This is a genomic window from Bradyrhizobium sp. WSM2254 (assembly GCF_000472645.1).
Taxonomy (GTDB): Bacteria; Pseudomonadota; Alphaproteobacteria; order Rhizobiales; family Xanthobacteraceae; genus Bradyrhizobium; species Bradyrhizobium niftali.
Window position 1 is genome coordinate 304,611 of the sequence record NZ_AXAB01000003.1, and the last position, 13,873, is coordinate 318,483.

Annotated in this window: 12 protein-coding genes; 2 read left to right on the forward strand and 10 right to left on the reverse strand. The window is 63.9% G+C overall.

Going from position 1 to position 13,873, the window contains the following annotated elements; genetic code table 11:
• Positions 1–141: 141 nt before the first annotated feature.
• Positions 142–1,386 carry an efflux RND transporter periplasmic adaptor subunit gene (locus A3M7_RS0106420; RefSeq protein WP_027543185.1) on the forward strand — a complete coding sequence of 415 codons (1,245 nt, stop codon included), beginning with the start codon at positions 142–144 and terminating at the stop codon, positions 1,384–1,386.
• Between the two features lie 184 nt (positions 1,387–1,570).
• Positions 1,571–4,759, forward strand: a complete 3,189-nt coding sequence (locus A3M7_RS0106425) for an efflux RND transporter permease subunit (RefSeq protein ID WP_027543186.1) — start codon at positions 1,571–1,573, stop codon at positions 4,757–4,759.
• Here A3M7_RS0106425 and A3M7_RS0106430 read toward each other — a convergent pair.
• The 10 genes from A3M7_RS0106430 to A3M7_RS0106475 all read right to left on the reverse strand — a co-directional run bounded on the left by A3M7_RS0106430 (position 4,756) and on the right by A3M7_RS0106475 (position 13,858).
• Positions 4,756–5,484, reverse strand: coding sequence for a sulfite exporter TauE/SafE family protein (locus A3M7_RS0106430; RefSeq protein ID WP_027543187.1), 729 nt, complete (start codon positions 5,482–5,484; stop codon positions 4,756–4,758). The genes A3M7_RS0106425 and A3M7_RS0106430 overlap by 4 nt on opposite strands.
• A gap of 14 nt (positions 5,485–5,498) precedes the next feature.
• Positions 5,499–5,732: a hypothetical protein gene (locus tag A3M7_RS0106435; protein WP_027543188.1), complete on the reverse strand. Its 234-nt coding sequence runs from the start codon at positions 5,730–5,732 to the stop codon at positions 5,499–5,501.
• Entirely contained in the window at positions 5,671–5,925 is a 255-nt protein-coding gene (locus A3M7_RS49560; RefSeq protein WP_198033708.1) for a hypothetical protein, read from the reverse strand. Before A3M7_RS49560 ends, A3M7_RS0106435 begins: the two co-directional genes overlap by 62 nt.
• A 230-nt stretch (positions 5,926–6,155) precedes the next feature.
• A complete protein-coding gene (locus A3M7_RS0106445; protein ID WP_027543189.1) occupies positions 6,156–7,274 on the reverse strand; it encodes a helix-turn-helix transcriptional regulator in 1,119 nt (372 codons plus the stop codon).
• 111 nt (positions 7,275–7,385) lie between these two features.
• Positions 7,386–8,504: a helix-turn-helix transcriptional regulator gene (locus A3M7_RS0106450; protein ID WP_027543190.1), complete on the reverse strand. Its 1,119-nt coding sequence runs from the start codon at positions 8,502–8,504 to the stop codon at positions 7,386–7,388.
• A 144-nt stretch (positions 8,505–8,648) separates the two neighbouring features.
• Positions 8,649–10,802, reverse strand: a complete 2,154-nt coding sequence (locus tag A3M7_RS0106455) for an autotransporter outer membrane beta-barrel domain-containing protein (RefSeq protein WP_084301740.1) — start codon at positions 10,800–10,802, stop codon at positions 8,649–8,651.
• A gap of 225 nt (positions 10,803–11,027) precedes the next feature.
• Positions 11,028–11,276 (reverse strand): hypothetical protein, encoded by a 249-nt coding sequence (locus tag A3M7_RS0106460; RefSeq protein WP_027543192.1) that lies wholly within the window; start codon positions 11,274–11,276, stop codon positions 11,028–11,030.
• A gap of 45 nt (positions 11,277–11,321) precedes the next feature.
• On the reverse strand, positions 11,322–11,441 hold the full coding sequence (locus A3M7_RS46225; RefSeq protein WP_245284204.1) for a DUF3455 domain-containing protein: 120 nt from the start codon (positions 11,439–11,441) through the stop codon (positions 11,322–11,324).
• Between the two features lie 57 nt (positions 11,442–11,498).
• On the reverse strand, positions 11,499–12,473 hold the full coding sequence (locus A3M7_RS0106470) for an AraC family transcriptional regulator (protein WP_027543193.1): 975 nt from the start codon (positions 12,471–12,473) through the stop codon (positions 11,499–11,501).
• 230 nt (positions 12,474–12,703) lie between these two features.
• The gene (locus tag A3M7_RS0106475) at positions 12,704–13,858 is read right to left on the reverse strand and encodes a helix-turn-helix transcriptional regulator (RefSeq protein ID WP_027543194.1); all 1,155 of its coding nucleotides are present in this window, start codon (positions 13,856–13,858) and stop codon (positions 12,704–12,706) included.
• Positions 13,859–13,873: the final 15 nt, after the last annotated feature.

Consider the following 13,873-nt stretch of genomic DNA (forward strand, 5'->3'; position numbering starts at 1 on the left):
GTTCTAGCTTTATTTTCTCTACCGTCTTCCAATTCTTGCGGTATGCCGCTACAATTTTCTTAGTGAATGGTACATAAGTATCTTGCGCTGCGGTATCCAGCTCCACATCTGTAGTGAACACTACATATCTGGAGCGCGCAAATGCCCCCCTCCCAAAATACCTCTCGCCCTGGCCGTATCCGCCGCCTTCTCGGCGGCGCCGCCATCGTGGGCGCCCTCGCCGTGGCCGGTTCGATCGCGACCGGCCATTACTTTCGCGCCGCGCAGGCGACCGCAACGGCGGCCGCGGCCGAGCAGGCCGTCCCCGTTACGGTCGCGCTAATCGAACCGCGGCCGACCGTGCTGTGGGACGATTTCTCCGGCCGGCTCGAAGCCATCCACCGCGTCGAGCTCCGGCCGCGCGTGGCGGGCGCGATCATGTCGGCCAACTTCACCGAGGGCGCGCTGGTGAAAGCCGGCGATGTGCTGTTCAAGATCGATCCGGCGCCCTACGCGGCCGAGGTGGACAAGGCCAACGCCCAGCTCGAGGCGGCGAAGGCGCGCGTGGTGTTCACCCAGAGCGAGCTCGAGCGCGGCGCGCAGCTCGTCGGCAACGCGGTCGTCACGCGGCGCGACTACGACCAGCGCGACAACGCCAATCGCGAGGCCATCGCCAACGTCAAGGCGGCCGAAGCGACGCTCCAGACCGCAAGGCTCAATCTCGATTACACCGAGGTGCGCGCGCCCGTGGACGGCCGCGTCGGCAAGATCAAGGTCACCGTCGGCAATCTCGTCGCCGCCGGCACCGCCTCCCCGGTGCTGACCTCGCTCGTTTCCGTCAATCCGATCTACGCGTCGTTCGATGCGGATGAAGAGGTCGTGCTGCACGCGCTGAACTCGATCGCAGATGCTTCCGGCAAGCGCGGCAATCTCGACCAGATCCCGGTGGAGATGGCGACCTCCGGCGGTCTTTCGGCGAAAGGCCATATCCAGCTCATCGACAACCAGGTCAACGGCCAGAGCGGCACCATCCGCGTCCGCGCGGTGTTCCAGAACGCGGACGGGCGCCTGATCCCCGGCCAGTTCGCCCGCGTGCGCATGGGCCAGCCGAAGCAGCAGACGCTGGTCATGATCGACGAGCGCGCGATCGGCACCGACCAGGACAAGAAGTTCGTGATGGCGGTCGGCGACGACAGCCGCGCGGTCTACCGTCCGATCACGCTCGGCGGCGCCGTCGACGGCTTGCGCATCGTCACCGCGGGCCTGAAGCCCGGCGACCGCATCGTCGTCAACGGCCTGCAGCGCGTGCGTCCCGGCGCCCTCCTCAAGACGGAGGTGGCGGCGATGGGCGCGCGCGGGCCGCAGCAGGCGTCCAACCACAGCAACCAGGACGTCGTGCAGCGCTAAGTCACGTCATTCCGGGGCGCGACGAAGTCGCGAACTACGGTGCGCAATTGCGCACCTGAGAATCTCGAGACCACGAAACTCCGACCATTTCACCTCCGGATTCCGGGTTCGCGGGCTTCGCCCGCGCCCCGGAATGACGGAGGGGCGGTCGGAGAACCGCAAGATATTGCCCAGGGGCAAAGCCATGAATCTCTCAAAGTTCTTCATCGACCGTCCGATTTTCGCCGGCGTGCTGTCGGTGCTGATCTTCCTCGCGGGCCTGATCTCGCTGTTCGCGATGCCGATCTCGGAATATCCCGACGTGGTGCCGCCCTCCGTCCTCGTGCGCGCGACCTATCCCGGCGCCAATCCGAAGGTGATCGCGGAGACGGTGGCGACCCCGATCGAGGAGCAGATCAACGGCGTCGAAGGCATGCTGTACATGTCGAGCCAGGCCACCACCGACGGCGCCATGACGCTGACGGTGACGTTCCGCCTCGGCACCGATCCCGACAAGGCGACGCAGCTGGTGCAGAACCGGGTGCAGCAGGCCGAGCCGCGCCTGCCGGCCGTGGTGCGCCAGCTCGGCATCATCACCAAGAAGTCGTCGCCCGACCTCACCATGGTCGTGCATCTGCTGTCGCCGAACGGCCGCTACGACATGACGTATTTGCGCAACTACGCGGTGCTCAACGTCAAGGACCGGCTGGCGCGGATCGACGGCGTCGGTGACGTCCAGCTCTACGGCGCCGGCGACTATTCGATGCGGGTCTGGGTCGATCCGCAGAAGGCGGCTGAACACGGGCTGACCGCGAGCGATATCGTCAAATCGATCCAGGCGCAGAACGTCGAGGCCGCAGCCGGCGTGGTCGGCTCCTCCCCGAACGTCAAGGGCATCGACCTTCAGCTCTCCGTCAACGCGGAAGGGCGGCTCGCGAATGAGGAGCAGTTCGGCGACATCGTCGTCAAGACCGGCGCGCGCGGCGAAGTGGTGCGCTTACGCGACGTCGCGCGCATCGAGCTTGGCGCGTCCGAATACGGCCTGCGCTCGCTGCTCGACAACAAGCAGGCGGTGGCGATCCCGATCTTCCAGGCGCCGGGCTCCAATGCGCTCCAGATTTCCGACCACGTCCGCGCCACCATGGCCGAGATCAAGAAGAACATGCCGGAGGGCGTGTCCTACCAGATCGTCTACGACCCCACCCAGTTCGTGCGCTCCTCGATCGAGGCTGTGATCCACACGCTGCTGGAGGCGATCGCGCTGGTGGTGCTGGTCGTGATCCTGTTCCTGCAGACCTGGCGGGCTTCCATCATCCCGCTGCTCGCGGTGCCCGTGTCGATCGTCGGCACCTTTGCCGTGATGCACATGTTCGGCTTCTCCATCAACGCGCTCAGCCTGTTCGGCCTGGTGCTCGCGATCGGCATCGTCGTCGACGACGCCATCGTCGTGGTCGAGAACGTCGAGCGGAACATAGAGGCCGGGCTGTCACCGCGCGATGCCACCTATCAGGCGATGCGCGAGGTTTCAGGTCCGATCATCGCAATCGCGATGGTGCTGATCGCGGTCTTCGTGCCGCTCGCCTTCATCTCCGGCCTCACCGGGCAGTTCTACAAGCAGTTCGCGCTGACGATCGCGATCTCGACCGTGATCTCGGCGGTCAACTCGCTGACGCTGTCCCCGGCGCTGTCGGCGCTGCTGCTCAAGGGCCACAACGAGCCGAAAGACCGGCTGACGATCATCATGGAAAAGAGCCTTGGCTGGTTCTTCCGTGGCTTCAACCGCGCCTTCACGCGTTCATCCGAGAATTACAGCGGCACCGTCACAAAGGTGATCTCCGGCAAGGCCGCGGTGATGGGTCTTTACGTCGTGCTGGTCGGCCTCACCGCCCTCCTGTTCCAGCAGGTGCCGAGCGGCTTCGTCCCCGGCCAGGACAAGCAATATCTCGTCGGCTTCTCGCGGCTGCCTGACGGTGCAACGCTCGACCGCACCGAAGAGGTGATCCGCAAGATGAGCGACGTCGCGCTGACCCAGCCCGGTGTCGAGAGTTCGGTCGCCTTCCCGGGCCTGTCGATCTCCGGCTTTACCAACTCCTCCAATGCCGGCATCGTGTTCTCGACGCTGAAGCCGTTCGACGAGCGCAAGGCTCCGGCCCTGAGCGGGAATGCCATCGCGGCCGATCTCAACAAGAAATACGCCGGCATCCAGGAAGCCTTCATCGCCATGTTCCCGCCGCCGCCGGTCAACGGTCTCGGCACCATCGGCGGCTTCAAGCTCCAGATCGAGGACCGCGCCGGTCTCGGCTACGAGGCGCTGAACGAGGCGACGAAAGCGTTCATGGCGGCAATGCAGAAGGCGCCGGAGATCGCCGGCGTGTTCTCGAGCTTCCAGGTCAACGTGCCCCAGCTCTTCGCCGACATCGACCGCACCAAGGCGCTCCAGCTTGGCGTGCCCGTGACGGAAGTGTTCAACACGCTCCAGATCTACCTCGGCTCCTACTACGTCAACGACTTCAACAAGTTTGGCCGCACCTACTCCGTCTATGTCCAGGCCGATGCGCCGTTCCGTGCCCGTGCCGACGACATCCGACAGCTGAAGGTGCGTTCGTCCTCGGGTGACATGGTGCCGTTGTCGGCACTGCTGAAGATCCGCCAGAGCGCGGGTCCGGAGCGCGCAATCCGCTACAACGGCTTCCTGTCGTCCGATATCAACGCGGCGGCCGCGCCCGGCTTCTCATCCGGCCAGGCGCAGGAAGCGGCGACGCGGATCGCGGCGGAGACGTTACCGCCCGGCTTTGCCTTCGAATGGACCGACCTGACCTATCAGGAATTCATCGCCGGCAATTCCGGGCTCTGGGTGTTCCCGCTGGCGATCCTGCTGGTGTTCCTGGTGCTGGCCGCGCTCTACGAGAGCCTGACCCTGCCGCTCTCGATCATCATGATCGTGCCGATGGGTCTGCTGGCGGCGATGTTCGGCGTCTGGATGTCCAAGGGCGACAACAACGTCTTCACCCAGATCGGCCTCATCGTGCTGGTCGGACTCTCGGCCAAGAACGCGATCCTGATCGTCGAATTCGCGCGCGAGCTCGAATTCGCCGGGCGCACGCCGATCCGGGCCGCGATCGAGGCGAGCCGGCTGCGGCTACGTCCGATCCTGATGACCTCGATGGCGTTCATCATGGGCGTCTTGCCGCTGGTGCTCTCGACCGGCGCGGGCTCCGAGATGCGACGCGCCATGGGCGTTGCCGTGTTCTCCGGCATGATCGGCGTCACCGTGTTCGGCCTGTTCCTGACGCCGGTGTTCTACGTGTTGCTCCGCACCGTCACCGGCATGAAGCCGCTGACGCATCACGGCAGCGACACCAGCGCGGCGCCGGTCCAGGGGCTCACGCACTAGATCAGGGAAATCCCTGACACCAGCAGCAGAGCGAGCACGGTCTTGCGAAAGACCGTCTCGTTGACGCGGTGAAAGGCGATCACACCGAGCGCGGAGCCGGCGAACAGCGCCGGCAGGCTGATCGCGAGGTCGACGAAGACCTTGGACGACAGGTCCTGATGTCCGACCAGCAGCGCGATGGCAAAGATCTGCATCGCGGCGATGAACGGCTGCACCAGGCCCCGCTGCTCGCTCTTGGGCATGCCGCGCATGTCGCACCAGATCGTCGGGATCGCGCCGGGCATGGCGGTCAGCCCGCCGACCAGCCCTCCCCCGAACCCGATCAGCGCGACCCAGTGCCGGCCGACGGCCTCGCCGGCCGTCACCAGCGTCGGCCGCAGCAGCATGTAGGCGGCATAAAGCGCGACGATGATGCCGAAGCCCCGCCTGAGCAGATGCGTATCGGTGGACTGCAACAGCGACACCGCGATGGGAACGCCGATCAATCCGCCGACGATCAGCAGCAGACTGCCTTCCCAGCGGATGCTGCGCCGAAGCGCCCACAGATTGGTCGCCTGCACGCCGATGCTGCACGCCATCATCAGCGGCACCGCCTCCAGCGGCTGAAACACCCGGAGCAGAATCGCGCCCGCCACGGCCGAGAATGCGAATCCCGACAGACCCGAAACGAAGGCGCCGGCGAATACGGCAACGCTGAGCAGAACCAGTGTCGTGACATCAGGCACGGACCGTCCTCCGGTCAATCGTAGGGAATTTGCGAGACGGCAGCGTCGACGTTCTCGGAGCAAACCTGCGGTTCGCGTGGAAACGACACATGCATCGCGTGTGCGTGAGAGCGTTCCAGCATCGCGAGGCCAACCAGTTGGAGCGTGACGAGTGCCGCGGTCACGGCGATCGCGACGATGTTGACGTTACGCACGTTCGAACGTGGTGTGGCCGGCGGCGCGCTCGCACGCATCAGATCCGTGGGCATTTCCTGAAATATCCTCTTTGCTGCTGACCGGAATGATTTCATTCAAAGGCGCTGCGTCGCGCGGCTGTGCCAGATGGCGATAGCGCTGCAACGCGCGCTGCGCGTCGATCGTGCGCTGCTCATGGAACGCCGCGCCGATGCGCGCGGCAATGTCGCGGAGTTTGCGAGCCAGAGCCGGTGACGTCGTACGCATGACAATCTCCTCTCGACCTTCCACCATAAATTGACTGGATTTAGTTCCGCTCGCTGTGAGCTGCTTCACAAAAATGCGAACGCGTCGAACAGGACATCGTGTGACTTCTCCTAGAAGGGATCGCGGCAAACCGCGTCATTCGATCGAATGACCCGCGATAACTTTCTAATGATGTCTCTGTTTGAACCTATTGCGGGCTGCAGCGACTCGTCCCGCGCCTCGAATGCACGTCAGTGCACGAGCGGATTGGAAAATCCCGCCGCAAGCTTCACGAGATCCGCCTGACGAGAAACGCCAGTCTTGGCGAAGACGCGATGCAGATGCGTTTTCACCGTCGTCTCTGCGATGCCGAGCGCAATCGCCGTCTCCGGCACGCCGCCGACCTCGACGATCGACTGCAAGACCCTCAATTCCGCCGGAGTGAGGTCGAACGTGCGATCAATGAGGCCGGCGCACGAGCGGCCGTCGAATTCCGCCTTCCAGACGAACAGGGCTCCGACGGCCGACGTCCGCTCCGTCGCTCCGTCGCGCAGCAGTGACGGCAGCGCGATGACGTTCGCGATATAGTAGGAACCGCCATGGGATATCAGCGAGATCTTTCGACCGGCCGCCGCAGCCATTGCAACCTGCCCCGCGTCGCGGAAGATATCGCGCAGGGCCAGATTTGCCTCGGAGGATCGCGCCACGAGCCGGCCCGAGACCGACCGCAGGACGTCGGCCGCGGCCAGCATCGCCTTGGCGGCAGGATTGCTGTGGACGATATTGCAGGCGGCATCGAGCAGGATGACGCCGGCACTGAGCCGGTCCACGACATCGGCCAGTGCGATCGCTCGCTGCTGCTTTCGCTCGATCGCCCGGTTGATCAGCAGCGCACGGCTTGCGTGCGCGACCAGTGACTGCATTCGCGCGCGCTGCCCGGCATCGAGCATCTCCCTGCCCGGGATCACCGTCAGCAGCATCGGACACGGCGACCTCGAGGGCTCCAGCACCACGTTCGCCACGTCGACATAGCCCTGTGGACGCAGCCATTCCTGATAGAAGCGGCCGCGGCGATATTCCTCGAAGTCCACGAGATCCGGGATGTTGCGCACCTCGCCATAACGGGGAAGCCTGGCGAGCGGATCATACTGCGCGTAGGTCTCGGCATAGAGCTGGATGTAGTGCGGATCGACCCCGCAATAGAAATGCGTCGCGCCGGATTTGCTGACGGGATCCTTCGAGATCAGGCCGCAGGCCTGGCTGCCGATGAACGCATTAACCTTGACGATCACCTCGCTCCACAACTCAGGGTGGAGACCGGCGTCATAGATGCTCTCGATCAACTCGGAATGTTTCGGAGGTCGGGGCATGGGAAGAGCCAGTGGTCAAACATCGAGATCGTGAAATGTTCTTCATGCCCGGCGGCCTAGTTGAGTCTATCACGGAAGCAAAAGGTTCAACTCCGATCGTGATTTTACCGATCAGTTGACGAGCGGATTGGCGAATCCCGCAGCGAGCTTGACGAGGTCGGCCTGCCGGGACACGCCTGTCTTGGCAAAGACGCGGTGCAGATGCGTCTTCGCCGTCGTTTCCGCGATACCCAGCGCAGCCGCCGTCTCGGGAACACCGCCGACCTCCACGATCGACAGGAGCACGCGGAGCTCGGCCGGCGTGAGATCGAAGGTCCGCGCGATCAGTTCGCCGTAGGACTGCCCTCGAAGCGACACCGCGCGCAGCAGCAGCGCGCCGACGGCATCGCCGACGCGTTCGCTGCCGTTGCGCAGCACGGATGACAGCGGCAGGATGTGCGCGACATAGTGCTCGCCGTGGGGCGAAATCAACGGAATCGCGTGCGCCCTTGCGGCCAGCAGGGCAACGTCGCCGCCTGTTGCAAATACCTCGCGCAGGCTCTGATTGGCTTCATTGCTGCAGGTTACGAGCCGCCCGGCAACGGCCCGGACGACGTCGTCCGCCGCAAGCAGGGCATGACCGGCGGAATTGGCATGCACCACCCGGCAGCAGGCATCGAGCAGGAAGACGCCGGATGTCAGATTGTCCAGAACGTCGGCCAGCGCCGTCGCCAGGGTCAGCTTTGCATCGATGGCGCGATTGATCAGGAGCGCGCGGCTGGCGTGCGGGACGATGAACGAGAGACGGTGCTTCATCGCGGGATCGACCATGCGCCGGCCCGACAGCACCGTCATCATCACCGGGCAGCTCGCATTCGACGTGTCGAGCACGACGTTGGCCGCATCGCTGCACCCCTGCGGCCGCATCCATTCCTGATAGAAGCGCCCGCGGCGATACTCATCGAAATCGACGAGGTCCGGAATGCTGACAATCTGCCCGTGCGGCGGCAGCACCGTCAGCGGATCGAACTTCGAGTGGGTCTCGGAATAGAGCTGGATGTAGTGCGGGTCCGCCCCGCAATAATAATGCGTGACACCGAATTTGCTGATGGAATCCTTGGAAAACAGCCCGCAGGCCTGACCGCCGACGAAATCGCGGATGCCGGTGACGACGTCGTTCCACAACGAGGGATCGAGCCCGGCGTCGTAAATGGACTCGACCAGGTCGGGCAGCTTTCGTGGTCCGTGCATCGCTTTAAATGGCCTGAGTGATCAATATCACCAAGCGTAGCACAGCCACGACACGCGGCATCCTCCGATCGGAGGACGCGCCGGCCGGGCGGATGGAGCCCGGCCGGCGGGCGTCGCGTTCAAGCCGCCGGGGCTAATGCCGGCTCAGAACGTGACGCGAACGCCGCCCTTCGCCGTGCCGGTGCGGCTCTGGTCGGACATCATCATGCCCTCGATCGCGCCGAACACGGACACGTTCCTGGTCGTGCGGTAATCGAAGCCGATGCCGGCGACAGCGCCGACGGTGCTGCGGCTGCCGGGCGTCACGAACGACAGGTTCTGGCCGAGCAGCACGGTGTTGATGGTCGTGTCGCCCACACGCTGGAGCGCGATGACGCCGCCATGGATGTTGGCCTTGAACTCGCCGCCGGCAAGGCTTGTCACGCGCGAGAGATCGACCTCGCCGCGCTCCTCGAAATCCTGGAGCGTGCGGCCGCCGACCGACAGACCCTGTGCCGAGCCGGTCTCGCTGTAGCCGTCGAACCGGCCGGCGACGTAACGCAGCCGTGCCGTCGGCGTCAGCAGGTAGCCGTTGCCAACCTCGAGCTTGTAACCGTAGGCGACTTCGGGACTAACGTACCAGCCGCTGTAATTGGCCGTCGCCGTCTCCATGCCGCCGACCGCGGCGTTGTTCAGCACCAGGCGGCGCGATCTATTGTCGGCATTGCCGCCCTGGATCGTGAAGTCGAAGAACTGCGCGGCCCATTCGAACCGGCTGTAGGCGCCGGCGAAGACGTAGTTGGTGTCAACCGACTGCGAGTTGAGATCGACCGAGAGACCACCCTGCCCGCCGCCGAGGAAGGCGCCGACCAGCCAATCCGGCTGCACCTTGCGGTCGATGCCGACGGCTCCGCCCCACGCCGTCGAGGTCGCGCGCAAAGTCGATGCGGTCTCATCCTGGATGCGCTGGCCGCCAAAGCTGTTGACCCAGACCGTGATCGGCGCCGGATCGGTCCACAGGCTGCGCGGCGCCTTGTTAAAGGGGCCGGCTTGTGCAGTTTCCGGCGCATAGGCCATCGCCATCATGTTGCTGCCGGCTGTGCCGCCACCACTCAACCGCCCCTGCACCAGCGAGGAGACGCCACCGGTAAAATCCATCAGCGTGCGGTCGGTCTGTGCCAGCGCGGTCGGATCGAGCGTTGCGAGTGTGAAGCCGAAGGCGACCGAAGGACCGTTGAAGGCGCCTCCCGACGTGATTGTATTGATGGTGCCCTCGAAATTTCTGAAGGTCGGCAGACTGATCGTCGTCAACGACGACACCCTGCTGCTCGGCGCGAGGTTGACGTTGACGACGTCGGCCCCGAAGCCGAAATCGACCACACCGTTGATCTTCGAGCCTGGCAGCAGCGTCAGCGTATCGGCCTTGTTGGAGAGCTGGATCGCCGTCCCGCTGGTGCCGGTGATGGTGCCGGAGTTTGTGATGTTCGATCCGTCGCTCGAAGAGATGCCGATCCTGGCGAGGATGGTGCCGGAGGCGAGATTGGTCAGGTTGACGTTCTGACCCGATACGCCAAACGCGTGACCGGTGATGTCGCCGGCGTTTGCCACTGTCACCAGACCGGAGGCCTGGATGGCACCTCCGCTTGCCGCGATCTGCGAGATGACCCCGGAGCGATTATTGGTGATGTTGAGGATACCGCCGGTGATGCCGCTCGCATCTCCCGAAATCGTTCCGGTGTTCGAGGTCAGATTCACCGTGTCGCCATTGATCCCGACGGTGTCAGGACCCACTCCCGCGATCGTGCCGGAATTGGTCACGGTGACGTTCCTGACCTCGATCCCGCTCCCGCGTCCGCCGGCCTCACTCTTGATCGTGCCTGCATTGTCGATGGTCGCGGAAGCCGCGGTAATGCCGTGAAAACCCACGATCGTGGCCCTGGCAAGATTGGAGACGGTCACACCGCTCCCCGACGCGATCCCGGCCGAAGTAGCTCCGTCGATCGTGCCGGCATTGATGAATACACCGCCGTCGCGGCTCTTGATGCCAAACGCAAAACCGTGAACGTTGGCGCCAGCTTCGATCTTGTAGGTATTGTTGTCGTCAACGAACGTGCCATAGCCGGTACGACTGCCTTGCTGCGTGTCGACGTCACCCGAACAGACAATCGTCGCGTTGCTGACAGGCGCCACCGGCGTGCAAGCGGCAACAGCCCGCTCGACCATGAACAACGGCATAGCCAGTACGGCCGGCACCACAAGGCGCATCGACCGGCACGCCAGACGCCATCGTGCAATACCGCCCAGAGTCTTCACATTCATTTTTAGTTCCTCGGTCGCCGCCGTCTCGCCCCACCGGCGTCAGGCACGTTGTCGCCAGCCTCCTCCGATCGTAGGAGGCTGGCTCACGCCAATTGGATTCGCTGAACGCCAGGGTAGAAAGGATCGTCACGACCGACTTGGACGGCAGCGACCGAGTTTCGGCTCAGAACGAACCGCACCGTTTCGCGGAGCACTGATGCAGAGTTGCGACACTGTGCAAACGCACTACACCTGGTCCCAGCCCGCCCGCTCCGCGCTCTCGGCCCACACCGCGGCGCGATAGATCTCGCGCCCGCTGTTGTCCCTGACGCGGATCCAGGCGTCGCAATCGCGCAGATCGTCGCGCCAGACGAAGAGATGCCGCGCCATCTCGTCGGCCACCACGAAAGTCGCCTTGGCATGTTCGAACACCATGCCGCCCGGGTCGATCTTCACGATATTGCCGACCAGGAGATCAAAGAAGAAACGGTGCATTCAACACTCCGGCCGGCGTTGCCGCACGCAACACTGTGTCATGATCTATTCCGCGCGCCAGAACACGTAGTCGGCCGAATACGGCACGCTGCGATAGGCGCCCGCCTGGGTGCAGGGCCCTCTCACGACGCCTCCTTGCGTGTTGAGTTTTCGATCAAGGATCATGTCAAATCCCTTTCGCCTCTTTGAAATGGCAGCTCTCTGAAATTCGGTCGGGGCCGGTTACAGCACCTCGCCGCTCCTGACGTTGCTTGGCGTCGCGCCATAGGCCCGACGGAAGCAACGGTTGAAATAGGAGAGATCGCCGAAGCCGACGTCGTAGGCGATCGAACTCACCGGCCGCTCGGCGAAGTCAGGCTCGCGCAGCATGCGATGGGCACGCTTGAGGCGTTGCTCGGTCAGGAAGGACGAAAAGGTCTTGCCGTCGGCCTCGAACAATCGCTGGAGATAGCGCGGGGTCACGCCGAGCTCATGCGCAACATTTGCCACCGAAATATCCTGCTGCCAACAATTGTTGACGATGAGGAATTTCGCCTTCTGGAGTCGCGCCGCCTTGATACCGCGCCGTCCGGTCGATTCCCGGGCGTGATCGGTGGCACCGAGAACGAGCGCCAGGAGATCATGCAGATGCGCGACGCCGAGCTGCCGCATCGCCGGTACCGCCAGCGCCTTTTCGTGCAACAGCGCTATCGCGTAGTCGACGAGCAGCCGAAGCCCGGTGGTGCGCTCCGGGATGACGCGCATCACCGCATCGTCGACGTCCACGATCATCGGGGCCAGCACCCTTCGCGGCACGCGCAGCGAGAAGCCACTTCCCAGCGAGAGCCGCTCGAAGGTCGTGACGTCCTCCGCGCTGGTCAGGACCGCCTCTCCTGCCCGAAGCCTCAAATCGTGTCCTCGCTCGGATATGCCGAGAACGCCGGACCTGTTCACGATCAGGGCGAGACTGTCGTCGCCATCTGCAACCAGCTGCTTCGTGCGAATGACCCGCGCTCCGCACAGTCCCCCGATCAGCAACTGGGCTTCCGGCAAGACGTGGGACGTGAAGCTCGCCGCGGCCGGCTTTCCGTCCCTTGCCTCGACCTCCGCCTTCAGCACGCCGCGGCAGTAGAATTCGCGCAGGAGCGGCACGCGCTCGTCTTCGGGAATGTGGTCCGTTGAAACATTGAAAATGGAAAATTCATCCTTGCCGCTCACTGCAATCTCTCCAACCAACGAGCAGGCTCGGCCACGCGCTGTTGTCTCCCGCACCCGCGTTCGATGCCGGCGCGCATTGTTCCGTGGCGCACGCTGCCCTCCTCATTTCAAGTGACGGCCATATACGAAAGTATCAAATGACACGCGTCATACGTTCGGAGGACTCGCGCACCTTGCTCATCACAATGGATTGAGATTGCGCGTTCGCGCGCTTCGCGATGTGAATTGGATCACACCGCGTCGTCGCCGCCGGTCCGCTGGGCAAACGGAACGGAAAATCCGGCGGCGATCTTGACGAGGTCGGCCTGCCTGCCGGCGCCGGTCTTTTCGAACAGCCGGCCGAGATGCGTCTTCACCGTCGTCTCGGCGATACCGAGCTTGGCCGCAATGTCGGGAACCCCGCCGATCTCGACAATCGCCATCAGAACGCGCAATTCTGACGGCGTCAGCCTGAACGCCGCCGCGATTGCGTCGGGCACGAGCGATGACACCATCGTAGCCCTTTGAACGAACAGCACGGTGGCAGCTACATCACGCGGCAGATGGCGTTCCCGCCTCAAGAGAAAAGCGTGGAGCAGATAATGATGTCCGTCGGACGATGTCACGAGCTCGATCTGACGGCGACCGGTTGAATGCATTCCTGCATCCGCGGAAATTTCGAAAAGGCCGCGGAATATTTTGTCCACCTGGGTGTTGCGGGCGACGAGTCTGTCGCCAACCATGGCGAGGAGATTGGCGTCAGCGAAGAGCTGACGGCACGCCGCATTGGCATGGACGACTCTCCCCTCCGCGTCGAGCAGGCAAATCGCCGTGCTCAGTCCGTCCAGGACATCGGCAAGATCGTCCACGGTATGCGAGCGCGCCCTGATCTGGCGACCCATGACCCGCGATCGCTGGATGTGGGGCGCGAGCAGGCACATACGCTCACGCATCGCGTCGTCGACGATCCCGCGGGACCGGTGACGCAACACCTGCAAGATCGTGGTGCGCGCGTCCGATTTCTCGAGCATGACGGTTGCGAGATCGATCGCTCCCTGCGGCTCCACCCACTCTCGATAGAAACTGGTCGCCACGAAGTCGGAATGGGGCATGATGTCGGTCACGCCGACCGTCCGGCCTGCGGCGAGATCGAGGTGGCGATCGAGCAATGGATCAAGTTCTACATATCTGTCGCGATAGAGCTGGCGGAACCGGGTATCCGTGCCAAAATGCTCGTGGATCTCGATAGAAAGCTTGGCTGCATCCCTGGACAGGATGGTGGCGGCACATCCGCCGACGAAATTCGAAACCTGCTCCAACGCCGCGCTGCGCAGCGCGGGATTGGCCGCCGCATCGTAAATCTCGCCGACGAGCGACGAGAACCGGTTTGCCTGGAGGATCGTCATCGGATGGACGACGGG

Excerpts from the sequence above, each read along its gene's own strand:
- A3M7_RS46225 (WP_245284204.1), bottom strand. The coding sequence starts at position 11,441 with ATGATCCTTGATCGAAAACTCAACACGCAAGGAGGCGTCGTGAGAGGG.
- A3M7_RS0106420 (WP_027543185.1), top strand. The coding sequence starts at position 142 with ATGCCCCCCTCCCAAAATACCTCTCGCCCTGGCCGTATCCGCCGCCTT.
- A3M7_RS0106460 (WP_027543192.1), bottom strand. The coding sequence starts at position 11,276 with ATGCACCGTTTCTTCTTTGATCTCCTGGTCGGCAATATCGTGAAGATC.
- A3M7_RS0106455 (WP_084301740.1), bottom strand. The coding sequence starts at position 10,802 with ATGAATGTGAAGACTCTGGGCGGTATTGCACGATGGCGTCTGGCGTGC.
- A3M7_RS0106435 (WP_027543188.1), bottom strand. The coding sequence starts at position 5,732 with ATGCCCACGGATCTGATGCGTGCGAGCGCGCCGCCGGCCACACCACGT.
- A3M7_RS0106450 (WP_027543190.1), bottom strand. The coding sequence starts at position 8,504 with ATGCACGGACCACGAAAGCTGCCCGACCTGGTCGAGTCCATTTACGAC.
- A3M7_RS49560 (WP_198033708.1), bottom strand. The coding sequence starts at position 5,925 with ATGCGTACGACGTCACCGGCTCTGGCTCGCAAACTCCGCGACATTGCC.
- A3M7_RS0106475 (WP_027543194.1), bottom strand. The coding sequence starts at position 13,858 with ATGACGATCCTCCAGGCAAACCGGTTCTCGTCGCTCGTCGGCGAGATT.
- A3M7_RS0106425 (WP_027543186.1), top strand. The coding sequence starts at position 1,571 with ATGAATCTCTCAAAGTTCTTCATCGACCGTCCGATTTTCGCCGGCGTG.
- A3M7_RS0106445 (WP_027543189.1), bottom strand. The coding sequence starts at position 7,274 with ATGCCCCGACCTCCGAAACATTCCGAGTTGATCGAGAGCATCTATGAC.